Raw genomic sequence first — 23,555 nt, forward strand, 5'->3', positions numbered from 1 at the left:
GGCAATCACGCCCAGGCCGGCGATCTGCGCGATCGCCAGGTCGATGAAGACGATGCCGCGGTCGAGCACCTGCATGCCCAGCGGCACGTGCGTGGCCAGCACCAGCAGGCCGGCCACCAGCGCGGGCCCCAGGATGCCCAGGTCGAGCGCGCTCCAGTTCACGGCTTGCCCCCGGCAGCGGCGAGCAGGCGCGCCACGGTGTCCTCATACAGCCCGAACAGGTCCTTCGCGCCCTCGCTGCCGCCCACCGTGAACGGCAGCTTCGCCACCGGCACGCCGGCATTGCGGCTGAGCCACTCGGCGGGCTTGCCATCCTGGTAGGCGGCATAGACCACCATGCGCGCGGGCCGGGCCTTCAAGGCGGACAGCACCGTCTGCAGGTGCGCGGCGCTGGGCTCGACGCCGGGCTTGGGTTCGAGCACCGCTACCTCCTGCAGGCCCAGCCAGTCGTAGAGGTAGACGAAGGCCTTGTGCTGCGAGACCACGGCCAGGCCCTTCAGCGGCGCGGCCTGCGCAGTCCAGCGGGCCATGGCCTGCTTCCAGCGCTGCGCGAAATCGGCGTGGCGCTTGTCGTAGTCGGCCGCATGCGCGGGGTCGACCTGCGCCAGCCGCGCGGCCAGCGCGTCGGCCACCGCGCCGATGTTGCGCGGGTCGGTCTGGATGTGCGGATTGCCTGCGGCATGCACATCGCCCTGCGAGCGGTCGAGCGCCGTGGGCAGTTCCAGCTTGCGCACGAAGTCAGCGGCCGCAAAGTGGCCGGGCTGGCCCGGCTGCACGCGCGCGTTGCCCGACTGCTGCAGCAGCACCGGCAGCCAGCCGATCTCGAGCTCGGCGCCGGTGCACACCACCAGGTCGGCGTTGCGTGCGCGGGCGATCAGGCTGGGCTTGGCCTGGATCTCGTGCGGGTCCTGCAGGGCGGTGGTGGCCACCGCCACATCGACCAGCGGGCCGCCGAGTTCCTGCGCCAGCGCGCCCCACTCGGGCTCGCAGGCGAACACGCGCAGCGCGGCCTGCGCCGGCGCGGCCAGCAGCAGCAGCGGTGTCGCGAGCAGGGGAAGGAGGATTTTGCGAAGCACTTGCATGGTGGGTTCCTTGACGATCAGTAGCTGTGCGCGCCGTGCGCGCCCAGGCTCATCTGGTACTGCAGGAAGATCTGGTGGTCGGTCACGCCTTCGCGCGCCCGGTCCTGCGCCACCTGCAGCCGCAGGCGCGAGAACTCGCTGGCGCTGAAGTCGAGCATCAGGCTGTTGCGGCCGGGCCGGAAGCCGCTGGCCAGCGTGGGCAGGCCGTCGGTGCGGCCGGGGTCCAGGCGCTCGGTGCGCAGGCCCACGCGCCAGCGCGGCATGAACTGCCACACGCCCTGCAGGTACCAGCCGGACTGCACCGCGCGCGTGGCCGCCGTCATGTCGAGCGTGCCGTCGCGCGTGCTGCGCAGGACTTCGCCCTGCAGCTTCAAGTTCTGCCGCGTCGCGTTGCCGCCCGGCGCCCACTTCCACACCGCATCGGCCACCCACACCCGGGTGCGGCCGGTGAAGCGCTGGGTGAGACTGCTGTTGTCGCCTAGGCTGGTCGTCAGGTCCAGGTCGTCGGCCTTGGCCTGCAGCACCGACAGGCCGGCGCGCCAGCTGTGGCTGTCGCCCACGTCGCCGCCCGCATGCAGTGCCAGCGCGGCCATGCCGGCGCCGTTGCGGCCGGTATTGCTGCCGGGATAGCTGCGGCCACGGCCCAGTTCAGCGGCCAGTTCCAGGTACAGGTCGGTCGGCGCGATCCAGGCCAGTTGCACGCCGTCGTCGCCGTACTGCGTGCCCAGCAGGGCCTGGTAGGCCAGCGGGTTGTCGACGAAGTCCCAGGTGTGCGCATGCTGGCTGTTGAGGTAGCCCACGCTCGAGAAGAATCGGCCGGCCTTGAACGTGAGGCCGTTGCCGAGCCCGGTGGTCTGCACCCAGGCCTCCTCGACCGCGACCGTGTCGTCGGGGCTGAGCGAGATGTTGGCCGCGCCGCGCCACCACGGGTCGATGCTCGCGGCGAAGCCGAGTTCGGATTCGCCGAGCGAGAAGCCGCGCGTGCCGGGTCCGATCTCCGCGCCGGCCGGCAGCGCAAAGCCGGTGATCGCGTAGCGGCTCGGGTCCTGCGAGGTGCGCGTGGCCGTGCCCGAGAGGATCAGCGACAGGGCCGGATTGAAGGCATTGGCGCTGCCGCCCGCCGCGGCCGGCACGGCCACCGGCGCGGGGGGTGGCGCAGGAGGCGCGGCAGCGGCGGCGGCCGGCGCCGCGGCGGTCGCTGCCTCGGCGGCGCGCAGGCGCTCTTCCAGCGCACGCAGTCGGTTTTCGTAGGCCGCGCGGATGGCGGCGATTTCATCGCGCAACGCGCTGATGTCAGTGGTGGTGTCGGCCCGTGCCGCCATGGGCCAGGCCAGGGCGAGCGCGAGGCTCGCCGCAAGGGGTTTCAGCATCGAAGTCTGCTCCGCATGGAACGCCGAACGGCGCCCGGCCGCAGGGGGTGCGGTCGGGCGCAGCGAGGAACGGTCAGCGCGAAGCGGAGGGAGGTGCGCGGCTGAGGTACGCCGCCGGCGGCGCGGCGGCGCGCACGGCCAGGGCCGGCAGGGCCGGCAGCGCCTGGCGCGCCGCAAAGGCCGGCACCTGCAGCGGCACCGCGGGCGGCGCGCCGGCGTTGATGGCCGCGCCGGCCAGGCACAGGTCGCAGTACGTCAGGTGCAGGGCAGACTTGCCGTCGACCGGACGGGTCGCATCGGAGGCCTGGTGCTGAACCGCATGCCAGGCCGCCGCCGACTGCGCGATCGGCAGCAGCAGCGCGAGCCACAGCAGCCATGCGAGATGGCGCTGCGGTCGTTGACGTGGGGTGGCGGCACGCATGACGAGTGGCGATGATAGTCGCCGGACGTGCGCAGCCGCCGCGGCGCATGACGTGCCCCCGCCACTGCCTTGGAGTTCACGATGACCCCAGCCCTCACCGCCACGCCGCTGGCACCGTTCCAATCCTCGGCCCAGGCCCTGGGCCGCGTGCTGATCGCGTTGCTGTTCGTGCCCGCCGGCTGGGGCAAGGTCACCACCTTCGCGGGCGTGGTCGGCTACATCGCGTCCAAGGGCGTGCCCCTGCCCGAGCTGTGCGCAGCCGCGGCCATCGCCATCGAGCTGGGCCTCGGCCTGCTGCTGCTGGTGGGCTGGCAGACGCGATGGGTGGCGCTCGGCCTGGCGATCTTCGTGCTCGTGATCACGCCGATCTTCCACAACTTCTGGGCCCAGAGCGGCGCGCAGGCCACGGCCCAGCTGCAGCTGTTCTACAAGAACGTCGCGGTGATCGGCGGGCTCTTGTACATCGCGCTCTTCGGCGCCGGGAAGCTCAGCCTGGATGCGCGCGCCGGTCGCGATTGAGGCGCTCAGGCCGGCCAGGCCGGCGTTCGAAACGCCTCGACCAGGAAGTCGACCAGCGCCCGCACCTTCGGCGCCAGGTGCTTGCGCGTCGGGAAGACGGCGTAGATGCCGAGCTCGATCGAGCGGAACTGCGGCAGGATCTCGACCAGCGCGCCCGAGGCCAGGTGCGCGGCCACCAGGAACGAGGGCTGCAGCACGATGCCCTGGTGCTGCAGCGCTGCCGCACAGCAGGTGTCGCCGCTGTTGGTGCGCATTCGCGGCGCGACCTTCACGCTGACCGGGCCGCCGGGTCCGTCGAAGGTCCACTGGTCGCCCATCGACAGCAGCGAGTAGGACATCACCGCATGCTGCGCGAGCGCCGACGGGTGTGCGGGCATGCCGTGCCGCTGCAGGTAGTCCGGCGAGGCGCACAGGATCAGTCGTGTCGAGCTGAGCTGGCGGCTGACCAGCGACGAGGCCTGCAGCCGCGCAATGCGCACCGCCAGGTCGTAGCCCTCGTCGACCAGGTCGACCAGGCGGTCGGACAGCGTGATGTCCAGCACCAGCTTCGGATGCCGGGCCATGAAGGCCGGCCACAGCGGCGCCAGGTGCAGCAGCCCGAAGGTGACCGGCACATTCAACCTCAGCTGGCCGCTCACTTCACCTGTTTGCAACGAGAGCTCGGCCTCGGCTTCGGCAACGCCTTCCAGCAGCTGGCGGCAGCGTTCCTGGAAGACCTCGCCCTCCGGGGTCAGCGACAGCTTGCGGGTCGTGCGCTGCAGCAGCCGGGTGCCCAGCCGTGCCTCGAGCTCGCCGACCAGGCGCGACACGGCGGTCTTCGACACACCCAGCGCATCGGCCGCGCGCACGAAGCTGCCGGCATCGGCCACGGCCACGAAGGCGCGCATTTCCTGGAACTTGTCCATCGCGGGATTGTGTCGAAATCCGGGACAGTCCCTCCGCCGTCGGCGGCTTTATCAATGCGGGTGCGCCTCCTAAAGTCCTTCTCACCGCAGCGGTCCGCTGCTCACCTCGTCAAGGACAGATCATGAAAGTCACCGTCATCGGCGCCGGCAACATGGGCTCGGCTTTCGTCAAGCAACTCGTGCGCGCGGGCCATCAGGTCAGCGTCACCGCGCGCGACAGCGCCAAGGCCGCGCAGGTGGCCGCAGCAAACCCGGGCGCGAAGGCGGTGGCCACCGCCGGTGCGGCGGCCGGGGCCGACGCCGTCGTGCTGGCCACCGGTTATCCGGATGCGGTGAGCGCGCTGCAGGCGGTCGGCGGCCTGCAAGGCCAGGTCGTCATCGACATCACCAATCCGCTGACGGCCGACTACATGGGCCTGACCTTGGGCCACAGCACGTCGGCAGCCGAGGAGATTGCCAAGGCCGTGCCGGGCGCCGAAGTGGTGAAGGGCTTCAACACCGTGTTCGCGCAGGTGCTGGCCGAAGGCGCCGATTTCGGCCAGGGCCGCAAGGTCACGGTCTTCGTCGCCAGCGACAGCGCCCGCGCCAAGCAGACGGCCGCGGCGCTGGCCGAGAGCATGGGCTTCGGCGTCGTCGATGCCGGCGGCCTGAAGAACGCGCGCTACCTCGAACCGCTGGCCGGGCTGAACATCTACCTCGGCTACGGCGCGGGGCTGGGCACGGCGATCGCGCCGACCTGGATTCGCAAGGCCTGAGCGCCGGCCCCATCGGCCCGGCCTTCGAAGCGGACGGTAGCCCGCGGAGCGGCGGCGGGGCCGGCTGGTATCTTGCGGCCCGTGGGCCTGAGACAGTACCTCGTCGATGAATGGCGCGAGCTGGCGCGCGTGAACCGCAGCGACCGGCCGTGGGAGATGCCGGTCGCCGCGGCGCTGGCCAACGGCCTGCCGATCTTCTTCGCGGCGTCGCAAGGTGAGCTCGGGCTGGGGCTGGCGGCTTCGCTGGGCGGGCTGGTGTTCCTGCACCTGCCGGCCACGCGGCTGTCGCACCGCATGGCCTGGCTGATGGCCTGCGCCTTCGGCATGACGGGCAGCCACGCGCTGGGGCTGCTGGGGCACCTGCTGCCCTCGCTGGTGGTGCCGCTGCTCGTCGTCATCACCATCCTCGTGATGATGGTGTGCCGCTTCTATGCCGCGCCGCCGCCGGGCGGGCTGTTCTTCGTGATGGCCGCGGCCATTGGCGCTTACAGCCCCGTGCATGGCCGCGATGGACTGGTGCAGGTGGGTGCGGTGGCGCTGGGCAGCGTGCTGGCCGTGGCCATCGCGTTCCTGTACAGCCTGCACATCCTCGGCCGGCGCAGCGAACCATCGCCGAGCCCGCCGCTGCAGACCGACTTCGAGGTGGTGGTGGTCGAGTCGGTGGTGATCGGCGGCTTCGTCGGCCTGTCGCTGCTGGCCGCGCATGCGCTGCAGCTGCCGCGGCCGTACTGGGTGCCGGTGAGCTGCCTGGCCGTCATCCAGGGCGCCTCGCTGCGCGCGGCATGGTCCAAACAATTGCAGCGCAGCCTGGGCACCGCGCTCGGCCTGCTGGTGTTCCTGGCCATCGCCCAGGTGCCGCTCGGGCCCTGGGGCGTGGCGGCGATGGTCACCGCGCTGGCGCTGGTGATCGAGACGTTGGTGGTGCGGCACTACGGCCTGGCCACCGTCTTCATCACGCCGATGGCCATCCTGCTGGCCGAAGCCGCACAGGGCAAGGCGATGGACCCGCGCGCACTGATGCAGGCGCGCCTGATCGACAGCGTGCTCGGTGCCGCCATCGGCGTGGCCGGCGCCGCCTGCCTGCACAGCCCGGGCTTTCGGCGGCGGGTGAGCGCGCTGCTGCGGCGCCTGTGGCCGGCCCAGAATGCCGGCTGATGCCCAGCCGCCCCGATCCATGAACAGCACAACGCCCGCCCACCTGAGCCAGGTGCTCACCGCGATCGAGGCCGCGGCGACCATCGCCTTCGCGATGTCGGGCCTGCTGGAAGCGGCACGCAAGCGGCTCGATGCGGTGGGCGTGTGCATGGTGGCGGGGCTCGCGGCCTTCGGCGGCGGCACGCTGCGCGACGTGCTGCTGGACCGCCGGCCCTTCTTCTGGGTGGAGCATGCGCTGTGGCTGTGGGCCCTGCTGGCGCTGTGCGTGGCCGCCATGCTGTTCCTGCGCGCGCGCCACTTCGCACCGACCGAACGCGCGATGCAGTGGCCCGACGCGGCCGGCCTGGGCCTGTTCACCGCCAGCGGCACGCAGATCGCGCTGCATGGCGGATCGCCGGCCATCGTGGCGGTGCTGATGGGCGTCGTCACCGCGGTGTTCGGCGGCGTGCTGCGCGACATCGTCTGCAACGAGATCCCGAGCGCGTTTCGCGACCACCGGCCCTACGCCCTGTGCGCCTTCGTGGGCGCCTGGGTGCTGGTCGCGGCCCAGGCGCTGGGCGCGGCGGACTGGATCGGCCTGGTCGGCGCGGCAGCGGTCGCGGCCGCGCTGCGGGCACTCGCACTGCTGACGGACTTCAGGCTGCCGCGCTGGTTGAACGAAGGGGATCGGGCGGCCTGAGAAGGCCTCTGGCGTCACGCGCCGGCGCCCTCCCCGAACAACCCGAACACCACCCCCCGCAGCCACTGGTTCGCCGGCGCGCGGTGGAACTTGGCGTGCCAGAACACGTTGATCGCGATCTCGGGCAGCTTGGCCGGGTGCGGCAGCTTGCGCAGGCCGAAGGGTTCGAGCAGGCGGTCGGCCAGGCGTTCGGGCACCGTGGCGACGAGGTCCGAGCCCTGCAGGATGTGGCCCACGCTCACATAGTGCGGTACGGTCAGGCGCACCTGGCGCTCGACGCCGCTGCGCTGCAGCACCTCGTCCACCTTGCCGTGGCCGGTGCCGGGTGACACCACCACCAGGTGCTCGGCGGCCGAGAACTCGGCCAGCGTCAGACCGCGCCGCCGGTCCAGCCGGTGGCCCTGGCGCAGCAGGCACACATAGCGCTGCATGAACAGCCGGCGCTGGAAGAAGCCGGCCTTCAGCTGCGGCAGCAGCCCGATCGCCAGGTCCACCTTGCCGGCTTCCAGGTCGTCGCGCAGGTAGATCGCGGTGTTGCGCACCGTGCTCAGCGTGATACCCGGCGCCACGCGGCCCAGGTGCTCGATCAGCGGCGGCAGGAAGTAGATCTCGCCGATGTCGGTCATGCCGATCGTGAAGGCCTGCCGGGCGGCTGCGGGGTCGAAGCTGCTGCGCTGGTTGATGCCGCTGTGGATCATCGCCAGCGCGTAGCTCACCGATTCGGCCAGCTGGTCGGCCAACGGCGTCGGCTCCATGCCCTTGGGCGTGCGCAGGAAGAGCTCGTCGCCGAACAGCTTGCGCAGCTTGGCCAGCGAGTTGCTCACCGCCGGCTGCGTCAGGCCCAGGCTCTCGGCCGCCTTCGAGACGCGCCGGTCCACCAGCAGCTGCTTGAACACGACGAGCAGGTTGAGGTCGATCTCATGCAGTTCCATCGGTGCAGTCTCGTCAGGTGAGCACTCGGCTGGCCATCACGGCCGGTGATACAGGATATGCGCAATCGCCTCTTGGCTGATGATGCCGCGGGTTCGATGATGCGCCGCCATGGAGGTCCACATCCACCCGCTGCAACGCGCGATCGAGGTCGCGCCCGGTGCCAACCTGCTGGAAGCCCTGCGCGAAGCCCAGGTGCCGATGTCCTACAGCTGCATGGCCGGCCGCTGCGGCACCTGCCGCTGCCGCGTGCTGGAAGGCGAGGTGCTGGATGGCGGCCGTGTCGCGCAACGGCCGCTGGATGGGCTGGACGGCGACGAAGGCTGGGTGCTGGCCTGCCAGACCTACCTGACCGCGCCCTGCACCATCGAGATCCCCGAGCCCGACGAAGTGGTGGTGCACCCGGCGCGCATCCTGAAGGCCACGGTGCAGGCCATCGAGCCGCTGACGCACGACATCCGCCGGCTGGTGCTGAAGCCGGCCAGGCCGCTGGACTTCTCGCCGGGCCAGTACGCGCAGCTGCAGTTCACGCCCGAGCACATCCGACCGTACTCGATGGCCGGGCTGCCCGGCGACGACACGCTGGAGTTCCATGTGCGCGTGGTGCCGGGCGGCCGCGTGTCGGGCTACGTGACCAACACCTTGCGGGTGGGCGATGCGGTGCGCGTCAGCGGCCCGCTGGGCACGGCGTACCTGCGCCGCAGGCATGAAGGCCCGCTGCTGTGCGTGGCCGGCGGCACCGGCCTGGCGCCGATCCTCTCGATCCTGCGCGGGCTGCTGGCCGAAGGCCTGCGCAACCCGGTCCGGCTGTACCTCGGCGTGCGTTCGCCGCGCGACCTCTACGGCCTGGACTGGCTGCTCGCGCTGCAGGCGCGGCACCCGGCGCTGCAGCTGCAGATCGTCGTCACCGCCGGCGGCAACCCGCGCGAGCACCGCTGCGGGCTGGTGACCGAAGCCATCGAGCAGGACCTGACGAACCTCGCCGGCTGGCGCGCCTACCTCTGCGGTTCGCCGCCGATGGTGGAGGCGGCCACGCTGGTGGCGCGGCGCAAGGGCATGGCGCCGGCACACATCCATGCCGATGCCTTCTACACGCAGGGCAGCTGATTCCACCGCCAGGAGACACGCATGATCGAGCCCGCCATGGACGCTCACTTTCCAAGCCAGCCCCTCTGGGACGGTGACGGCACGCACCGCATCCCGTTCCTCGCCTACACCAGCGACGAGCTCTACCGCCGCGAGCTGGAGCGCTTCTTCTACCGCGGCCACTGGTGCTACGTCGGGCTGGAGGCCGAGGTGCCGAACCCGGGCGACTTCAAGCGCACGGTGATCGGCGAGCGCTCGGTGATCCTGGTGCGCGATGCAGACGGCCAGCTCAACGTGGTGGAGAACGTCTGCGCGCACCGTGGCATGCGTTTCTGCCGCGAACGCCACGGCAACCGGCAGAGCTTCACCTGTCCCTACCACCAGTGGAACTACACGCTGAAGGGCGACTTGCAGGGCGTGCCCTTCCGCCGCGGCGTGAAGCAGGACGGCCAGGTCCATGGCGGCATGCCGGCCGACTTCCAGCCCGCCGAGCACGGGCTGACGAAGCTGCGCGTGGCCAGCCGCGGCGGCGTGGTGTTCGCCAGCTTCGATGCCGAGGTCGAGCCCTTCGAGGACTACCTGGGGCCCACCATCCTGGGCTACTTCGACCGCCTGTTCAACGGCCGCCAGCTCAAGATCCTCGGCTACAACCGCCAGCGCATCCCGGGCAACTGGAAGCTGATGCAGGAGAACATCAAGGACCCCTACCACCCGGGCCTGCTGCACACCTGGTTCGTCACCTTCGGACTCTGGCGCGCCGACAACAAGAGCCAGCTGCGCATGGACGATCGGCACCGCCATGCCGCGATGATCAGCACCCGCGGCAGCGGCGGCCAGGCCGGCCAGGTGACGCAGGTGGCCAGCTTCAAGGCCGCGATGGAACTGCACGACCCGAGCTTCCTCGACATCGTGCCCGAGCCCTGGTGGGGCGGCCCGACCGCGGTGATGACCACCCTCTTCCCCAGCGTCATCCTGCAGCAGCAGGTCAACAGCGTGTCCACCCGCCACATCCAGCCCAACGGCCACGGCAGCTTCGACTTCGTGTGGACGCATTTCGGCTTCGAGGACGACAGCGACGAGATGACGCAGCGCCGCCTGCGCCAGGCCAACCTGTTCGGCCCCGCGGGCTTCGTCTCCGCCGACGATGGCGAGGTGATCGAGTTCTCGCAGCAGGCCTTCGAGAGCAAGCCCTTCCACCGTGCGCTGGCCGAACTGGGCGGGCGTGAGGTCGAGAACACCGAGCACATGGTCACCGAGACGCTGATCCGCGGCATGTACCGCTACTGGCGCGACGTGATGGAGGCCTGAGCCGATGAACGCGATCGCCTTCGAGGACTGGCTGGCCATCACCCAGCTGTATGCCGCCTACGCCAGCGTCGTCGATGCCGGCCAGTGGGACCAGTGGCCTGAATTCTTCACCGACGACTGCGTCTACCGCCTGCAGCCGCGCGAGAACCACGAGCGCGGCTTTCCGCTGGCCACGCTGGCCTTCAGCAGCAAGGGCATGCTGCAGGACCGCGTCTACGGCATCCGCGAGACGCTGTTCCACGACCCCTACTACCAGCGCCACGTCGTCGGCCTGCCGATCCTGCGCCGCACCGAGCCCGACCGCTGGCACTGCGAGGCCAACTACGCGGTGTTCCGCACCAAGCTGTCCGACACCAGCACCGTGTTCAACGTCGGCCGCACGCTGGACACCATCGTGCGCACGCCGCAGGGCCTGAAGTTCGCGGTGCGCGAATGCATCTACGACAGCGAAATGATCCCGAACTCGATCATCTACCCGATCTGAAAGCCTGCCGATGAGCTCCCACGACACCGACTGGGTCGATGCCCTTGCGGCCGACGACCTGCCCCAGGACGACGTCATCGGCGTGCAGGTGGCCGGCCGCGACATCGCGATCTACACCGCCGGCGACGCGGTGTACGCCACCGACAACACCTGCACCCACGGCCACGCGCGCCTGTGCGACGGCTTCCTCGAAGGCCACGAGATCGAATGCCCGCTGCACCAGGGCAAGTTCGACGTGCGCGACGGACGGCCGACCTGCGCGCCGGCGGACGCGCCTTTGCGGTGTTATCCGGTGCGTGTCGAAGGGCGGCGGGTGCTGCTGCGCATCGGCTGAGCTGCCGGCGCGGCCGCCACGGGCAGGGCCGCCAGGTGCTCGTACAGCAGCCGGGCCGCCGGCGTCAATTCGGCCGCGGCGCGCACCGCCAGCAGCAGCCGGCGCTGTGCCCAGGCATCGCTCAGCCGCACGGCCTTGAGCTTCAGTTCGGCAATCTGCGCGCGGCAGGCGGCCAGCGGCACGATGCCGATGCCCAGGTTGGCCGCGATCATGTGGCACATCGCGTCGAAGCTGCGCACCTGGATGCGCAGGTTCATCGGCAGGCCGGCCTCCTCGGCCGCGCGCGACGTGAGCTCCAGCAGCGAGCTGCCGCGGTTCAGGCCGACGAAGTCGTGCGCCAGGCAATCGGCAAAGGCCAGGCGGCGGGTCTTCGCCAGCGCATGCCTGCGTGAACACAGCACCACCAGTTCGTCGCGCTGGAAGGTGCTCACCTGCAGGCCGGCGGTGGGCGTGTTCTCGGCGAACACGCCGATGTCGGCCACGCCGTCGAGCAGCGCGCGCACGATGTCGTTGGTCAGCTGCTCTTCCACCTCGATGCGGATCTCGGGCTGCGCGGCCAGGAAGCTGGCCAGCGCGGCGGGCAGGAATTCGGTCAGCGAGGACATGTTGGCCCACAGCCGCACATGGCCGCGCACGCCGCGTGAGTAGTCGCGCAGCTCGCGGCTGAACTGCTCGAAGCCCTGGAACAGGCGCAGCGCATGCTGCAAGGCCACGTGGCCGGCCGGCGTCAGGCTGACACCCTGGGCCGTGCGCTCCAGCAGCCGCGCGCCGGACGCCGCTTCCAGGTCGGCCAGCCGGCGGCTCGCGGCCGACAGCGCCAGGTGGCAGGCCTGCGCGCCCTTGGTGATGCTGCCCGAGCGCGCCACCGCGCAATACAGCCGCAGGCTGACGAAGTCGACACGGGCGGGGTTGATCGGCGGCTGTTCCATCGGGCCATCCTAGACCCCCCTTCGCAAAACGCGAAGGCCCCCTGCCGACAAGGCAATTCCCGGCCGCGCGGCCGCTGCCTACAGTGCCGGCCATGGTGAACGACGGATCGGGCATGGACGCACTGCGCGGCTTGAAGGTGATCGAACTGGGGCAGCTGATCGCCGGGCCCTTTGCCGGCAAGACGCTGGCCGAGTTCGGCGCCGACGTGATCAAGATCGAGCCCGAAGGCAGCGGCGACCCGCTGCGCAAGTGGCGGCTGCTGCGCGAAGGCACCTCGGTGTGGTGGGAAGTGCAGTCGCGCAACAAGCGCTCGGTGGCGGCGGACCTGCGCACGCCCGAGGGCCAGGCCCTGGTGCGCCGGCTGGCCGCCGAGGCGGACGTGCTGATCGAGAACTTCAAGCCCGGCACGCTGGAAGGCTGGGGCCTGGGCTGGGACGCGCTGCATGCGCTGAACCCGCGGCTGATCATGCTGCGCATCTCCGGCTACGGCCAGACCGGCCCTTACCGCCACCAGCCCGGCTTCGGCGTGCTGGGCGAGGCGATGGGCGGGCTGCGCCACCTGACCGGCGAACCCGGCCGCGTGCCGGTGCGCACCGGCATCTCGATCGGCGATTCGCTGGCCGCGCTGCATGGGGTGATCGGCCTGCTGACCGCGCTGTACCACCGCGATGCGCGCGGCGGCGAGGGCCAGATGATCGACGTGGCGCTGTACGAGAGCGTGTTCAACGTGATGGAAAGCCTGCTGCCCGAGTACGACGCCTTCGGCGCGGTGCGCGGGGCCTCCGGCAGCGCGCTGCCGGGCATCGCGCCGACCAACGCCTACCGCTGCGCCGACGGCGGCTACGCGCTGGTGGCCGGCAATGGCGACAGCATCTTCAAGCGCCTGATGGCCGCCATCGGCCGGCCCGACCTGGCCGACGACCCCGCGCTGGCGCAGAACGACGGCCGCGTGGCGCGCGTGCACGAGCTGGACAAGGCGATCGAGGCCTGGACGCTGCAGCGCCCGCTGGCCGAGGTGCTGGCCGTGCTCGAGGAAGCCAAGGTGCCGGCCGGCCGCATCTACACGGTGGCCGACATCGTCGACGACCCGCAGTACCTGGCGCGCGAGATGATCGTCCAGGCGCGCTGCGCCGACGGCAGCAGCCTGAAGGTGCCGGGCATCGTGCCCAAGCTCAGCGCCACGCCGGGGCGCATCCGCCACCCGGCCCCGCGGCTGGGTGAACACAGCGCACAGGTGCTGGCCGCCCCTTCGTGGCCGCAACGCGAGGAGGCCTGAGATGAACGACGGCAACGGACTTCATATCGCCATCAACGAGGTCGCGCCGCGCGACGGCCTGCAGATGGAGTGCGCGTTCGTCCCCACCGACGACAAGGTGGCGTTGATCGACGCCCTCAGCGCGCTGGGCTACGCGAAGATCGAGGTCACCTCGTTCACCTCGGCCAAGGCGATCCCGGCGCTGAAGGATGCCGAGGCGGTGATGCAGCGCATCCGCCGAATGCCCGGTGTGGTCTACACCGCGCTGATTCCCAATGGTCGCGGCGCCGAGCGTGCGCTGGCATGCCGCACCGACGAGTTCAACCTGGTGATGTCGGCCAGCGAGACGCACAACCTGGCGAACCTGCGCATGACGCGCGAACAGTCCTTCGCGCAGCTGGCCGAGGTGATCGCGCTGGCGCGTGGCGCCGGCGTGCCGGCCAACGTGTCGCTGTCCTGCGTGTTCGGCTGCCCGATGGAAGGCGAGGTGGCGGCCGAGGACGTGATGCGCTGGATAGACCGGCTGGCCGCGGCCGGCGCCACCGGCATCACGCTGTGCGACACCACCGGCATGGCCTACCCGACGCAAGTGCAGGCGCTGTGCGCACGGGCCCTGCAGCGCTTCCCCGGCCTGCCCTTCACCGGCCACTTCCACAACACGCGGGCGATGGGCCTGGTCAACACCCTCGCGGCCATCGAGGCCGGCATCCGCCAGTTCGACATGTCGCTGGGCGGCATCGGCGGCTGCCCGTATGCGCCGGGCGCCTCTGGCAACGTGGCCACCGAGGACGTGGTGCACATGCTCGAGTGCATGGGCTACCGCACCGGGCTGTCGGTGGACGCGCTGATCGATGCAGCCAGCCATCTGCAGCAGCTGCTCGGCCACGCGCTGCCGGCGCAGGTCTCCCGCGCCGGCCACCGGCTCAGGCGCCATGCGCCGCCGCCATCGCAGCCGAGGGCCGCCGCATGATCGACCACCTCGACCACCTGGTGCTGACCACCGCGCACGAAGCCGCGTGCATCCGCTTCTACACCGAGGTGCTGGGCATGCAGCTCGAAAGCTTCGTCGGCGGCACGCCGCCGGTGGCGCGCCGCGCCTTCAAGTTCGGTGCGCAGAAGATCAACCTGCATGTGAAGGGCCGCGAATTCGAGCCCAAGGCGCACATCCCGATGCCAGGCGCGCTGGACCTGTGCTTCATCGCCGCCCTCCCGCTGGCGCAGGTGATCGAGCGTCTGCAGGCCGCACAGGTGCCCATCATCGAAGGCCCGGTGCTGCGCACCGGCGCCACCGCGCGCATCCGCTCGGTCTACGTGCGCGACCCCGACCTGAACCTGATCGAGATTGCCGAGCTCGCGCCATGAGCGCGCCCTTGCTCCGCCGCGTGGTGTTCCTGGACGCCGGCACGCTGCCGCAGCGGCTGGTGTTCGACCCCGCGCTGCACATCGACTACCAGCCCTACGCCGCCAGCGCGCCCGGCCAGGTGGCGCAGCGCATCGCCGAGGCCGAGGTGGTCATCACCAACAAGGTGGCGTTGACGGCCGAGCTGCTGGCCGCGGCGCCCTTGCTGCGCCTGGTGTGCGTGGCCGCGGCGGGCACCGACAACATCGACTTCTCCGCCGCCACCCGTCACGGCATTGCCGTGCGCAACGTGCCGGACTACGGCAGCGACTCGGTGGCCGAGCACACCATCGCGCTGCTGCTGGCGCTGCGCCGTGCGATCGTGCCCTCTGCGCAGGCCGCGCGCGACGGGCGCTGGTCGCGGGCCGGCCAGTTCTGCTGGCACGGGCCGGCGCTGCGCGACGTGGGCGGCTCGGTGCTGGGCATCGTTGGCCGCGGCCGCATCGGCGAGGCCACCGCGCGGCTGGCGCGCGGCCTGGGCCTGCAGGTGCTGTTCGCGCACCGGGCCGGGCATGTGGGCGGCGATGTGGGCGGCCAGGGCGACTGCTGCTTCGACACGCTGCTGTCCCAGGTCGACGCGCTGAGCCTGCACCTGCCGCTGACACCTGAAACACGCGGCCTGATCGACGCCCGCCGGCTGGCGCTGATGAAGCCCGGCGCGGTGCTGGTGAACACCAGCCGCGGCGCGCTGGTCGACAGCGTGGCACTGGCTGCGGCGTTGCGCAGCGGCCGGCTGGCCGGCGCGGCGCTCGACGTGCTGGACACCGAGCCGCCATCGCCCGATCACCCGCTGCTGGCGCCCGACATTCCGAACCTGCTGCTGACCCCGCACGTGGCCTGGGCCAGCGAGCAGGCGCAGGCGCGGCTGGCCGGCCGGCTGGTCGAGCTGGTGCACCAGCACCTCGGCGCGCTGCCCGCCGCAGCGCCTGCACCGATTTCCTCAGGAGACACACGATGAAGTTCCCGACTTCCTGCGCAGCGCTGCTGCTGTCGCTGGGCCTGGCCGCCAGCGCGCAGGCCGACACCTGGCCCAGCCGGCCGATCACGATGGTGGTGCCCACCGCGCCCGGCGGCTCCACCGACTTCAGCGCCCGGCTGATCGGCGACGCGCTGGCCAAGTCGCTGGGCCAGGCGGTGGTGGTGGACAACAAGCCCGGTGCGTCGGGCAATGTCGGCACCGAGGCGGTGGCGCGCGCCAAACCCGATGGCTACACGCTGCTGATGCAGTATTCCGGCTACCACGTCGGCAACCCGGCGCTGTTCGCGCAGATCCGCTGGAACCCGGTGAAGGACTTCGTGCCGGTGGCGCTGGTGATGCGCGCGCCGCATGTGCTGGCGGTCGGCCCCTCGGCCCATGCGTCCAGCCTGAAGGAGCTGATCGAGGTCGGCAAGAAGAACGGCAAGGGCCTGTTCTACGCTTCGTCGGGCAATGGCTCGATCCAGCACATCGCCGGCGAGCTGTTCGGCCAGCTCACCAAGGTGCCGATGACGCATGTGCCCTACAAGGGCTCGGGCCCGGCGGTCAATGACCTGATGGGCGGCCAGGTGGACCTGTTCGTGACCACGCCGCCTGGCGTGATCCAGCAGGTGGCCGCCGGCAGGCTGAAGGCGCTGGCCTACACCGGCAAGCAGCGGCATCCGTCGATGCCCAACGTGCCGACCTCGGCCGAGGCCGGCCTGCCCGGCTACGAGGTGGAATCGTGGTTCGCGATCTTCGCGCCGGCCGGCACGCCGATGCCGCTGGTCAACCGCCTGTCCGCGGCCATCAAGACCATCGTCGAGGGCGAGGACTTCCGCCGGAAGATGGACGAACAGGGCGCCTTCGCGACCTACATGGATTCGCCCACGCTCGGTCGCTTCGTCGACAAGGAACTCGCCGCCTGGGCGCAGGTGATCAAGGCGGCGAACATCAAGGCCGATTGAGCCTCACAGCGGCGGGTCCTCGTAGCGCACCTGCACGTAGGGGCCCGGCGCGTCGCCCAGCGCGGCATCGGCCGGCGGCACGCGCGCCTTCACGCGCCGGCCGCCGCCCTGTTCGGCCAGCCAGGCCTGCCAGGCCGGCCACCAGGAGCCTTCGCTGCGGGGCGCTGCGGCCTGCCAGGCCTCGGGCGAGCGCCAGCCATCGGACGGCTCGTGCTGCAGCATCGCGTAGTGCCGGCCGGCATGGCCCGGCTCGCTGACGATGCCGGCGTTGTGGCCGCCGCTGGCCAGCACGAAGCGGATCGAGGTGTTCGTGAGGCGGTGGATCTTGTAGACCGAGTGCCAGGGCGAGACATGGTCGCGCTCGGTGCCGACGACGAACATCGGCCAGCGCATGTCGCCCAGCGAGACCGGCTGGTCCTCCACCTGGTAGCGCCCTTCGGCCAGCTCGTTGCGCAGGTAGCAGCGGCGCAGATACTGGCTGTGCATCAGCGCCGGCATGCGGGTGACGTCGGCGTTCCAGGCCATCAGGTCGTTCGCATGCTCGGGCTCGCCGAGCCAGCGCGCGCGCAGCCGGCGCGACCACACCTGGTCGCGCGCATGCAGGAACGCGAAGCTGCCGGCCATCTGCGGGCCGGTGAGGAAGCCGCGCTCGGCCATCATGTCCTCGAGCAGCGTGACCTGGCTCTCGTCGATCAGCACGCCCATCTCGCCGGGCTCGGAGAAGTCGGTCTCGGCGGCCAGCAAGGTGACGCCGGCGATCGGCGCCAGCAGCTCGGCGCCGGCCACGCGCTGCGGGCGTGACAACGCGGCCGCGGCGATGGACAGCAAGGTGCCGCCCAGGCAGTAGCCGCAGGCCTGCACCGGCTGGTCCGGCACCAGGCGGGCGATGGCGGCCAGCGCATCGAACACGCCCAGCTGCAGGTAGTCGTCCAGGCCCAGCAGCGCGTCGCCCTCGTCGGGATTGCGCCAGCTGAGGATGAACACGGTGTGGCCCTGGTCGACCAGCCACTTCACCAGCGAGTTGTGCGGCGACAGGTCGAGGATGTAGAACTTCATGATCCACGAGGGCACGATGAACACCGGCTGCGCATGCACGGTGGCGGTCGTCGGCTGGTACTGGATCAGCTCGGCCAGGTGATTGCGGTGCACCACGCGGCCCGGCGTCAGGGCCAGGTCCACGCCCGGCCGCAGCGGCGGGCCGTCCTGCGCCAGCGGCGGCAGGCCGTTGGCGCGGCGCCAGTCGTCGCCGGCGGCCTGCAGGCCGCGCAGCAGGTTGGCACCGCCCTGCAGCCAGGTGCGCTCCAGCACCTCCGGGTTGGCCAGCCCGGCATTGCTGGGCGACAGCATGTCCAGCCACTGACGCGCAAAGAACGCGGCCATGTCGCGGTGGTGCGGCGTCATGCCGCGCAGGCGGGTGGCCTCGGCCCACCAGTCCTGGCTGGCGTGGTGGGCCTGCACCAGCGGGGCCCAGGGCCAGGCCTGCCAGCCCGGGTGCGCGAAGCGCGCATCGGCCGGGGCGACCGGGCCGGGCGCCAGGCTCTGCTGCCAGCTGCGCCAGGCGCCTTCCCAGGCGCGCAGCCCCAGGCGCCAGGCCTCGGCCGGCTGGCTGCACAGGTGCAGCCACCAGTCCATCTGTGCCAATGCCAGCGAGACCGGCGACAGCCCCTGCGTGGCATGCGCGATGGCGGCATGGAAGCGGCTGTCGAAGGCGCGGCTGGCGGCGCGCGCGGGGTCGTCGGTCGGCAGCGGGTCGGCCTCGGCCGGTGGCAGCGCGGTATCGGGATGTCGCATGCCTGCCAAGCTAGCAGGTCTGGCTGGAGGCCGCAGCCCGATCGTGCGTGGGTTTGACACTTCGCAAGCGGCGGATCGCGCGGGCGGGCTCAGGCTGCCACCGGGCGCCTGCGGGCGTCTCTCGGCGCCTCAAGGCGCCGGGCGCATCAGCGCGGCCGCGCCGCCACGGCCAGCAGCACGGCCCGCGCTTCGAACTGGCGACCCAGCAGGTAGGCCTCGGCCGCCTGCACGCTGGCCAGGCGCGGGCGGCTGATGCCGTCGACCGAGCGCAGGCCACCGCCGATGCAGCGGCCTTCCTCGAACAGGTCGTAGCCCTGCTTGTCGATCCACAGCGCCGGGTGCGCACCGTTCGGGCAGGGCGTGAAGCAGCGGAAGCTGGCCGGGCGCGCCACGCACTGGTGGCCGGCCAGGCTGATCGGCACTTCCTGCATCAGCGGCCGAGCCGCCAGCGCTGCCGCCGGCTTGCCGGCCCCGGCTGCCCCGCCGAGGCCGCGGAAGGCCGCCCATTGCGCCCGCAGCGCCAACGCCTGCGGGCACTCGGTCTCGGCGCAGGTCAGGCGCAGGAGTTCATGGCGCTGCAGGCGCACGCCATCGCAGGTCCAGCGCTCGCGCCGCCGGCCCTGCGCGTCGATGCGCGCCTCGGCCACCACCGCGTGCGGCTGCGGGCCGGTGTCGACACGGCCGGCCACGCGTCGCCGCGTGCCGGGTGGCGCACCTTCCGGCACGCTGTCGGCAAGCTGCTGGACCAGTTCGTGCACCTGCATGATCGCTGCCCTCCTGCAGCGCGACGATGCCGCAGCGCAAGCGCGGCCGCAAGCCAATGGCGCAGCGCGCACGCGGGCCTTTGGCTTGTCGATCGGGCCGCCCGGTGCTAGCGCTGGCCCAGGCGAAACATCGTGGCCAGCAGCAGCGCCCGCCCGCCCATCGCCAGCAGCGCGCTGACCGCCAGCATCGCCCCCAGGTGCACCGCCAGTGCGGCCAGCGACAGCAGCACCGAACCCGAGGCGGTGATGGCCCGGGCCGGTGAATCGGACAGGCACAGCGGCACCAGCGCGGGCACCAGCATCAAGCCCGCGCCCTGCGCGCTGGCGGCAATGAACGAGGACAGCGCCAGCCCGGCCGGCCCGGCGGGCACGCGCAGCGCGCAGCGGCCATGGCGGCGCCCGTGCCGCCACGCGAGCAGCAGCAGCACGCCGGCCGCCGGCCACTGCAGCAGGCCACGGTCCAGCACCGGGCCAAGCGATGGGACAAACGCCGGGCCGAACGCGACCAGCCCCGCCACCAGCGCCACCGACAGCACATGGCCCAGTGCCAGCGGCACCAGCGCGCGCATCAACGCGCGCAGCAGCGCGGACCGCTGCGGCGAGCGCCCCTCCACCAGCGCCAGCAGCGGCCAGCCGCTGGTCGGGTTCAGGCCATGCAGCGCCCCAAGGCCGGCCAGCGCGAGCCAGGGCCACAGCGGTTCCATGACGCTGTCTTTGAACGCTATGCCGATGGGCCTCAGGCCTGCGCCGCGTGGCAGCAGCTGGCCGCGGCCGGCGCCGGCGCGGGCTCGTAGCGGTCGTGGTGCCGCACCCAGGCCATCGGGTGCGCGAGGCCTTCTTCGTCGCGGCCCTTGGGCGTCAGGTCGATGAACGCGTAGGCGCCCATCATCAGCTCGACGCCGCGGCCGTAGGTCGAGTAGGTGTGGAACACGCTGCCGTCATCGTCGCGCCAGAACACGCTGATGCCGGGCGCCTCCTCGGCCGGGAAGGGCTGGTCCTGGTAGTTGTAGTGCACCTGTCCGGTGGCCCGCTCTTCGGGCGTGAAGCTGACGCCGAAGTCGTGGTTGAAGTCGGTGCCGAACGAGGAGACCCAGCGGAAGGTCCAGCCCATGCGCTGGCGGAAGCGCTCGATCTCGGCCAGCGGCGCGCGCGAGACCACGCACAGCGACAGGTCGCGCTGCTGCAGGTGCGGCAGCGCGCCGGCGATGTGATCGGCCATGTACGAGCAGCTGGGGCAGCCCTGCTCCCAGCCGGGCCCGAGCATGAAGTGCTGCACCACCAGCTGGCGGCGGCCTTCGAACAGGTCGGCCAGCGCACGGGGGCCGGTGGGCGTGTCGAACACGTAGCGCTTGTCCAGCCGCACCCAGGGCAGCGCGCGGCGCTCGGCGGCGATATGGTCGCGCAGCTGGGTCAGCTGCTTCTCGCGGGCCAGCAGCTGCTGGCGCTGGGCCAGCCATTGCGCGCGGGTGGCGACGGGGTGGTTCGCAAGGGTGCTCATGAGGAAGACTCCTGGGCTCGTCCGAGCCGTTCGTTGAGGACGCAACCCTCCGCCACGCTGCCGGGATGGCCGCGCGGGAAGAAGGTCGGGAAGGAACAGGTCGCAGCGGCCGGGGCCGCGCGGTCAGGCCGTGGTGCGGCGCGGCCGGCGCACCGCGCGCACCTTGCCGCTGTTGCCGCCACCGCAGTAGAAGAGATCGGCGCCGTCGGACTCGAGGCCGCTGACGGTGATGCCCTCGGGCATGCGCAGCCGCTCGATCACGGCGCCATTGGCGGGGTCGATGTGGCGCAGTTCGCTCTGGTCGTCCTCCCAGGTGGCGTGCCACAGCTCGCCGTCGACCCAGGTGACGCCGGTGACGAAGCGGTTCGACTCGATCGTGCGCAGCACGGTGCCGGTGTCGGGGTCGATCTGGTGGATCTTGCGGTCGCGGTACTGGCCCACCCACAGGCTGCCTTCGGCCCAGGTCAGGCCCGAATCGCCGCCCTGGCCCGGCGCGGGGATCGAGGCCAGCACGGTGCCGGTGGCCGGGTCGATGCGGTCGATGCGCGCCTCGGCGATCTGGTACAGGTAGCGGCCGTCGAACGCCGTACCGGCATCGGCCGCGCAGGGCAGCCGGCGCGTGGCCTCGCCGCTGGCGGGGTCGAAGGCCACCAGCTGCGGGCCGGTGGCGGCCCAGACGCGCTGGCCATCGTGCGTGACGCCGCCGACGCGGTCCACCCCGTCGAAGGGACCGTACTCGCGCACGACTTCGGCGGTGGGCGCCGGGGCGGGGGCTTCGGTGTTGCTGATGCGGCTCATCGTCGGGTCCTGGCTGTGGGGCGCTGTCTTCCAGCGCGGTGCAGCCACTCTAGCCAGACGGCAGCGCGGCAGGGAGTAACAAGATCGTCGTGAATCCGGCCAGCGGCGGCGCCAGCCAGCGCTGGGCCCGCGCGCGGCCGATGGACCGCACGCTGCCAGCGGCTTCCAGCTCGACCAGCGCGCGCTGCACGGTGCGCTGGCTGGCATCGAGCGCCAGCGCCAGCGCCGAGGTCGACCAGGCCGCGCCATCGGCCAGCAGGGCCAGCAGCGCGCCCGATTCGCCTTCCACCGGCGGCGCCAGCAGCAGCACGTCGCGCCCCTGCCGCGGCCGCAGCGCGAAGCCGCGCGCGCTGGCCTCGATGCCGGCGAGATCGCCGATCAAGGCGCGCAGCCGGCCGATCTCGACCCGCAGGCGCGCGCGGTGCGTGTCGTCGGGATCGCGGGTGCGGAACACCGCGGCGATCAGCGCCGCGCGCTCCGCGTCGCCCGGCCAGGCTTCGGCCAGCGCGCGCAGCAAGGCGAACAGCAGCGGCCGACGCGCCAGCGGCAGCCAGGCCGCGCCGGCCTGCAGGCCATGGCGACAGGCGTCGACCACCAGCGCACCGGAGGCCCGCAGCGCGGCCACGTCGTCGAGCTTCAGCGCCTGCGCGCCGGCGCGGCCCAGGCGGCGCGCGGCGGGCCGCTCGAGCGCGCTGCGGGCCTCGGCCACTTCGGCCAGCAGGGCTGGCACGCCGGCACGCTGCGCCGCCTGCTGCGCCCGCGCCAGCGCGGCCTGCGCCGCGGCGATCTGCAGCCGGCGCAGCGCCAGCTCGGCCTCGGCCAGCGCGGCCACCGCGGCCAGCAGCGGCGGGGCGCCCTGTGCGTCGGCCACCGGCAGCGCGGCGGCGGCTTCGTCCAGCCGGCCCAGCAGCAGCGCACGGCGGGTCGCGATCAGCCGCGCCTGTAGCGCGTTAGCACGGTCGCCGCGCGCCTGCAGCGTGGCCGCGGCCTGCAGCAGCGCGCGCGGCGTGCCGCCGAGCTCGCGCATCGCCAGCGCCACCTCGGCTTCGGCCACCACGCAGCGCGCCTGTGCCAAGGCCTCGGTCGGGCTGAAGCCGCGTGCGGCGCGGCGCAGCAGCTCGCGCGCCCGCGGGTGCTCGCCCAGCTGCGCCATCGCGATGCCGCGCAGCGCCAAGGCAGCCGGGTCGTCGCGCAGGGCCACGTGCTTCAGCGCGCCCAGCGCGTCGCCGGCGGCCAGCGCGCGGGCAGCGGCGGCGATCAACGAATCCATCGTGGCAGCCTAACCGAGCGGCTGCCGCGCCAGGGTCTGCAGCATCTGCAGCGCCATCGCGTCGGCCGGCGGCGACCCGGCACTCGCCCGGCTGCGCAGCAGCACCACCTGCTGCATCGGCAGCGGTGGCAGGCCCTGGCGTTCGCCCAGCAGCTCGAAGCCCGGTGGCACGCTGCAGCGCGAGAACAGCGCCACCGCCAGGCCACTCTCCACCGCCGCCAGCATGCCGGCCGGGCTGGCGCTGTCGCAGACGATGCGGTAGGCCCGCTTGCGCGCGCTCAAGCTGCGCAGCGCGGCGCTGCGCGCGGTGCTGCCGGGCTCGTACAGGGCGATCGGCAGCGGCGTCTGGCGCCAGGCCTCGAAACGCGGCGCACCGGCCCACACCAGCGGTTCCTCGAACAGCGGCCGGCCGCGGCCGGCGCGGTCGCGCGTGACCACCGCAATGTCGACCTCGCCGCGCAGCACGCGCGGGATCAGCATGGTCGACTGCTGGCACACCAGGTTCAGCTCCACCGCGGCATGGCGCTGCGCGAACGCGCGCAGCACCGGGGCGATGTAGGGCACCGCGTAGTCCTCGGGCACGCCCACGCTCAGGCGGCCGCGCAAGGTGTCGCGCTGCATCGCCTGCACCGCCTCGTCGTGCTGCGCCACCAGGCGCCGCGCATGGCCCAGCAGCTCGCGACCCGCGGCCGTCAGGTCCAGCCGGCGCGGCGTGCGCAGCAGCACCGGCCGGCCCACCGCCTGCTCGAGCTTGGCGATCTGCATGCTCAGCGCCGACTGCGAGCGGTGCAGCTGCCGCCCGGCCGCGGTGAGCGAGCCCGCGTCCACGGTGGCGACGAAGGCGCGCAGCCAGTCCAGCTGCAGGTCGGTGGCGGGCATCGCAGGCTCCGGCAATCCAT

Annotated in this window: 26 protein-coding genes; 13 read left to right on the forward strand and 13 right to left on the reverse strand. The window is 72.1% G+C overall.

The genetic code is table 11. The annotated features are described in order from the left end of the window. Nucleotides 1-158: 158 nt before the first annotated feature. From ACILR4_RS23205 to ACILR4_RS23215, 3 genes are all read right to left on the reverse strand, one after another. Nucleotides 159-1,082, reverse strand: a complete 924-nt coding sequence (locus tag ACILR4_RS23205; protein ID WP_395703260.1) for a metal ABC transporter substrate-binding protein — start codon at nt 1,080-1,082, stop codon at nt 159-161. 17 nt (nt 1,083-1,099) lie between these two features. Continuing rightward, the gene (locus ACILR4_RS23210; protein WP_395703261.1) at nt 1,100-2,452 is read right to left on the reverse strand and encodes a hypothetical protein; all 1,353 of its coding nucleotides are present in this window, start codon (nt 2,450-2,452) and stop codon (nt 1,100-1,102) included. 73 nt (nt 2,453-2,525) lie between these two features. After that, nucleotides 2,526-2,873 carry a hypothetical protein gene (locus tag ACILR4_RS23215; protein WP_395703262.1) on the reverse strand — a complete coding sequence of 116 codons (348 nt, stop codon included), beginning with the start codon at nt 2,871-2,873 and terminating at the stop codon, nt 2,526-2,528. Between the two features lie 81 nt (nt 2,874-2,954). On the opposite strand from ACILR4_RS23215, the gene ACILR4_RS23220 reads away from it, so the two are divergent. Beyond that, nucleotides 2,955-3,392, forward strand: coding sequence for a DoxX family protein (locus ACILR4_RS23220; RefSeq protein WP_395703263.1), 438 nt, complete (start codon nt 2,955-2,957; stop codon nt 3,390-3,392). A gap of 5 nt (nt 3,393-3,397) precedes the next feature. Here ACILR4_RS23220 and ACILR4_RS23225 read toward each other — a convergent pair whose 3' ends face one another. Further along, complete coding sequence (locus ACILR4_RS23225) at nt 3,398-4,297, reverse strand: LysR substrate-binding domain-containing protein (protein ID WP_395703264.1); 900 nt, start codon at nt 4,295-4,297, stop codon at nt 3,398-3,400. A 122-nt stretch (nt 4,298-4,419) separates the two neighbouring features. Here ACILR4_RS23225 and ACILR4_RS23230 point away from each other — a divergent pair, with 122 nt between their 5' ends. From ACILR4_RS23230 to ACILR4_RS23240, 3 genes are all read left to right on the forward strand, one after another. After that, nucleotides 4,420-5,052 carry an NADPH-dependent F420 reductase gene (locus ACILR4_RS23230; RefSeq protein ID WP_395703265.1) on the forward strand — a complete coding sequence of 211 codons (633 nt, stop codon included), beginning with the start codon at nt 4,420-4,422 and terminating at the stop codon, nt 5,050-5,052. Nucleotides 5,053-5,133: 81 nt separating this feature from the next. Then, nucleotides 5,134-6,207 carry an FUSC family protein gene (locus ACILR4_RS23235; RefSeq protein ID WP_395703266.1) on the forward strand — a complete coding sequence of 358 codons (1,074 nt, stop codon included), beginning with the start codon at nt 5,134-5,136 and terminating at the stop codon, nt 6,205-6,207. A 19-nt stretch (nt 6,208-6,226) separates the two neighbouring features. Beyond that, on the forward strand, nt 6,227-6,886 hold the full coding sequence (locus ACILR4_RS23240; protein ID WP_395703267.1) for a trimeric intracellular cation channel family protein: 660 nt from the start codon (nt 6,227-6,229) through the stop codon (nt 6,884-6,886). Between the two features lie 14 nt (nt 6,887-6,900). Here the strand turns inward: ACILR4_RS23240 and ACILR4_RS23245 are convergent, their stop codons facing one another. After that, the gene (locus ACILR4_RS23245; RefSeq protein WP_395703268.1) at nt 6,901-7,818 is read right to left on the reverse strand and encodes a LysR family transcriptional regulator; all 918 of its coding nucleotides are present in this window, start codon (nt 7,816-7,818) and stop codon (nt 6,901-6,903) included. 109 nt (nt 7,819-7,927) lie between these two features. Here ACILR4_RS23245 and ACILR4_RS23250 point away from each other — a divergent pair, with 109 nt between their 5' ends. Genes ACILR4_RS23250 through ACILR4_RS23265 form a run of 4 tightly spaced genes read left to right on the forward strand, consistent with a single transcriptional unit; the run spans nt 7,928 to nt 11,028 of the window. Further along, entirely contained in the window at nt 7,928-8,923 is a 996-nt protein-coding gene (locus tag ACILR4_RS23250; protein ID WP_395703269.1) for a 2Fe-2S iron-sulfur cluster-binding protein, read from the forward strand. A gap of 21 nt (nt 8,924-8,944) precedes the next feature. Further along, nucleotides 8,945-10,210 (forward strand): aromatic ring-hydroxylating dioxygenase subunit alpha, encoded by a 1,266-nt coding sequence (locus ACILR4_RS23255; RefSeq protein WP_395703270.1) that lies wholly within the window; start codon nt 8,945-8,947, stop codon nt 10,208-10,210. Between the two features lie 4 nt (nt 10,211-10,214). Beyond that, complete coding sequence (locus tag ACILR4_RS23260) at nt 10,215-10,694, forward strand: aromatic-ring-hydroxylating dioxygenase subunit beta (protein ID WP_395703271.1); 480 nt, start codon at nt 10,215-10,217, stop codon at nt 10,692-10,694. A 10-nt stretch (nt 10,695-10,704) separates the two neighbouring features. After that, entirely contained in the window at nt 10,705-11,028 is a 324-nt protein-coding gene (locus ACILR4_RS23265) for a non-heme iron oxygenase ferredoxin subunit (protein WP_395703272.1), read from the forward strand. Here the strand turns inward: ACILR4_RS23265 and ACILR4_RS23270 are convergent. Continuing rightward, nucleotides 10,980-11,957 (reverse strand): LysR family transcriptional regulator, encoded by a 978-nt coding sequence (locus tag ACILR4_RS23270; RefSeq protein WP_395703273.1) that lies wholly within the window; start codon nt 11,955-11,957, stop codon nt 10,980-10,982. The two genes, ACILR4_RS23265 and ACILR4_RS23270, sit on opposite strands and share 49 nt — an antisense overlap. A 113-nt stretch (nt 11,958-12,070) precedes the next feature. Between ACILR4_RS23270 and ACILR4_RS23275 the strand changes: the two genes are divergently transcribed. Genes ACILR4_RS23275 through ACILR4_RS23295 form a run of 5 tightly spaced genes read left to right on the forward strand, consistent with a single transcriptional unit; the run spans nt 12,071 to nt 16,535 of the window. Further along, nucleotides 12,071-13,234, forward strand: a complete 1,164-nt coding sequence (locus tag ACILR4_RS23275; RefSeq protein ID WP_395703294.1) for a CaiB/BaiF CoA transferase family protein — start codon at nt 12,071-12,073, stop codon at nt 13,232-13,234. Between the two features lies 1 nt (nt 13,235). Next, nucleotides 13,236-14,183, forward strand: coding sequence for a hydroxymethylglutaryl-CoA lyase (locus ACILR4_RS23280; protein ID WP_395703274.1), 948 nt, complete (start codon nt 13,236-13,238; stop codon nt 14,181-14,183). Beyond that, complete coding sequence (locus tag ACILR4_RS23285; protein ID WP_395703275.1) at nt 14,180-14,575, forward strand: VOC family protein; 396 nt, start codon at nt 14,180-14,182, stop codon at nt 14,573-14,575. The genes ACILR4_RS23280 and ACILR4_RS23285 overlap by 4 nt, the downstream gene beginning before the upstream one ends. Beyond that, on the forward strand, nt 14,572-15,570 hold the full coding sequence (locus ACILR4_RS23290; protein ID WP_395703276.1) for an NAD(P)-dependent oxidoreductase: 999 nt from the start codon (nt 14,572-14,574) through the stop codon (nt 15,568-15,570). Before ACILR4_RS23285 ends, ACILR4_RS23290 begins: the two co-directional genes overlap by 4 nt. Next, nucleotides 15,567-16,535: a Bug family tripartite tricarboxylate transporter substrate binding protein gene (locus ACILR4_RS23295; protein WP_395703277.1), complete on the forward strand. Its 969-nt coding sequence runs from the start codon at nt 15,567-15,569 to the stop codon at nt 16,533-16,535. Before ACILR4_RS23290 ends, ACILR4_RS23295 begins: the two co-directional genes overlap by 4 nt. A gap of 3 nt (nt 16,536-16,538) precedes the next feature. Here ACILR4_RS23295 and ACILR4_RS23300 read toward each other — a convergent pair whose 3' ends face one another. From ACILR4_RS23300 to ACILR4_RS23330, 7 genes are all read right to left on the reverse strand, one after another. Then, nucleotides 16,539-18,326, reverse strand: coding sequence for a PHA/PHB synthase family protein (locus ACILR4_RS23300; RefSeq protein ID WP_395703278.1), 1,788 nt, complete (start codon nt 18,324-18,326; stop codon nt 16,539-16,541). A gap of 146 nt (nt 18,327-18,472) precedes the next feature. Beyond that, nucleotides 18,473-19,090, reverse strand: coding sequence for a hypothetical protein (locus ACILR4_RS23305; protein ID WP_395703279.1), 618 nt, complete (start codon nt 19,088-19,090; stop codon nt 18,473-18,475). Nucleotides 19,091-19,197: 107 nt separating this feature from the next. Beyond that, entirely contained in the window at nt 19,198-19,794 is a 597-nt protein-coding gene (locus tag ACILR4_RS23310; RefSeq protein WP_395703280.1) for a hypothetical protein, read from the reverse strand. A gap of 32 nt (nt 19,795-19,826) precedes the next feature. Next, on the reverse strand, nt 19,827-20,588 hold the full coding sequence (locus tag ACILR4_RS23315; protein ID WP_395703281.1) for a DUF899 domain-containing protein: 762 nt from the start codon (nt 20,586-20,588) through the stop codon (nt 19,827-19,829). Between the two features lie 123 nt (nt 20,589-20,711). Beyond that, the gene (locus ACILR4_RS23320; protein ID WP_395703282.1) at nt 20,712-21,386 is read right to left on the reverse strand and encodes a DUF5074 domain-containing protein; all 675 of its coding nucleotides are present in this window, start codon (nt 21,384-21,386) and stop codon (nt 20,712-20,714) included. A 49-nt stretch (nt 21,387-21,435) separates the two neighbouring features. Then, on the reverse strand, nt 21,436-22,656 hold the full coding sequence (locus ACILR4_RS23325) for a helix-turn-helix domain-containing protein (RefSeq protein ID WP_395703283.1): 1,221 nt from the start codon (nt 22,654-22,656) through the stop codon (nt 21,436-21,438). A gap of 9 nt (nt 22,657-22,665) precedes the next feature. Beyond that, nucleotides 22,666-23,535 carry a LysR family transcriptional regulator gene (locus ACILR4_RS23330; protein ID WP_395703284.1) on the reverse strand — a complete coding sequence of 290 codons (870 nt, stop codon included), beginning with the start codon at nt 23,533-23,535 and terminating at the stop codon, nt 22,666-22,668. Nucleotides 23,536-23,555 lie beyond the last annotated feature (20 nt).

It is taken from the genome of Aquabacterium sp. (assembly GCF_044226965.1).
Lineage (GTDB): Bacteria > Pseudomonadota > Gammaproteobacteria > Burkholderiales > Burkholderiaceae_C > Pseudaquabacterium.

Excerpts from the sequence above, each read along its gene's own strand:
- ACILR4_RS23270 (WP_395703273.1), bottom strand. The coding sequence starts at position 11,957 with ATGGAACAGCCGCCGATCAACCCCGCCCGTGTCGACTTCGTCAGCCTG.
- ACILR4_RS23325 (WP_395703283.1), bottom strand. The coding sequence starts at position 22,656 with ATGGATTCGTTGATCGCCGCCGCTGCCCGCGCGCTGGCCGCCGGCGAC.
- ACILR4_RS23285 (WP_395703275.1), top strand. The coding sequence starts at position 14,180 with ATGATCGACCACCTCGACCACCTGGTGCTGACCACCGCGCACGAAGCC.
- ACILR4_RS23300 (WP_395703278.1), bottom strand. The coding sequence starts at position 18,326 with ATGCGACATCCCGATACCGCGCTGCCACCGGCCGAGGCCGACCCGCTG.
- ACILR4_RS23295 (WP_395703277.1), top strand. The coding sequence starts at position 15,567 with ATGAAGTTCCCGACTTCCTGCGCAGCGCTGCTGCTGTCGCTGGGCCTG.
- ACILR4_RS23265 (WP_395703272.1), top strand. The coding sequence starts at position 10,705 with ATGAGCTCCCACGACACCGACTGGGTCGATGCCCTTGCGGCCGACGAC.
- ACILR4_RS23310 (WP_395703280.1), bottom strand. The coding sequence starts at position 19,794 with ATGGAACCGCTGTGGCCCTGGCTCGCGCTGGCCGGCCTTGGGGCGCTG.
- ACILR4_RS23260 (WP_395703271.1), top strand. The coding sequence starts at position 10,215 with ATGAACGCGATCGCCTTCGAGGACTGGCTGGCCATCACCCAGCTGTAT.
- ACILR4_RS23315 (WP_395703281.1), bottom strand. The coding sequence starts at position 20,588 with ATGAGCACCCTTGCGAACCACCCCGTCGCCACCCGCGCGCAATGGCTG.
- ACILR4_RS23305 (WP_395703279.1), bottom strand. The coding sequence starts at position 19,090 with ATGCAGGTGCACGAACTGGTCCAGCAGCTTGCCGACAGCGTGCCGGAA.
- ACILR4_RS23225 (WP_395703264.1), bottom strand. The coding sequence starts at position 4,297 with ATGGACAAGTTCCAGGAAATGCGCGCCTTCGTGGCCGTGGCCGATGCC.
- ACILR4_RS23330 (WP_395703284.1), bottom strand. The coding sequence starts at position 23,535 with ATGCCCGCCACCGACCTGCAGCTGGACTGGCTGCGCGCCTTCGTCGCC.
- ACILR4_RS23250 (WP_395703269.1), top strand. The coding sequence starts at position 7,928 with ATGGAGGTCCACATCCACCCGCTGCAACGCGCGATCGAGGTCGCGCCC.
- ACILR4_RS23290 (WP_395703276.1), top strand. The coding sequence starts at position 14,572 with ATGAGCGCGCCCTTGCTCCGCCGCGTGGTGTTCCTGGACGCCGGCACG.
- ACILR4_RS23245 (WP_395703268.1), bottom strand. The coding sequence starts at position 7,818 with ATGGAACTGCATGAGATCGACCTCAACCTGCTCGTCGTGTTCAAGCAG.
- ACILR4_RS23230 (WP_395703265.1), top strand. The coding sequence starts at position 4,420 with ATGAAAGTCACCGTCATCGGCGCCGGCAACATGGGCTCGGCTTTCGTC.
- ACILR4_RS23240 (WP_395703267.1), top strand. The coding sequence starts at position 6,227 with ATGAACAGCACAACGCCCGCCCACCTGAGCCAGGTGCTCACCGCGATC.
- ACILR4_RS23255 (WP_395703270.1), top strand. The coding sequence starts at position 8,945 with ATGATCGAGCCCGCCATGGACGCTCACTTTCCAAGCCAGCCCCTCTGG.
- ACILR4_RS23220 (WP_395703263.1), top strand. The coding sequence starts at position 2,955 with ATGACCCCAGCCCTCACCGCCACGCCGCTGGCACCGTTCCAATCCTCG.
- ACILR4_RS23275 (WP_395703294.1), top strand. The coding sequence starts at position 12,071 with ATGGACGCACTGCGCGGCTTGAAGGTGATCGAACTGGGGCAGCTGATC.
- ACILR4_RS23210 (WP_395703261.1), bottom strand. The coding sequence starts at position 2,452 with ATGCTGAAACCCCTTGCGGCGAGCCTCGCGCTCGCCCTGGCCTGGCCC.
- ACILR4_RS23280 (WP_395703274.1), top strand. The coding sequence starts at position 13,236 with ATGAACGACGGCAACGGACTTCATATCGCCATCAACGAGGTCGCGCCG.
- ACILR4_RS23215 (WP_395703262.1), bottom strand. The coding sequence starts at position 2,873 with ATGCGTGCCGCCACCCCACGTCAACGACCGCAGCGCCATCTCGCATGG.
- ACILR4_RS23205 (WP_395703260.1), bottom strand. The coding sequence starts at position 1,082 with ATGCAAGTGCTTCGCAAAATCCTCCTTCCCCTGCTCGCGACACCGCTG.
- ACILR4_RS23320 (WP_395703282.1), bottom strand. The coding sequence starts at position 21,386 with ATGAGCCGCATCAGCAACACCGAAGCCCCCGCCCCGGCGCCCACCGCC.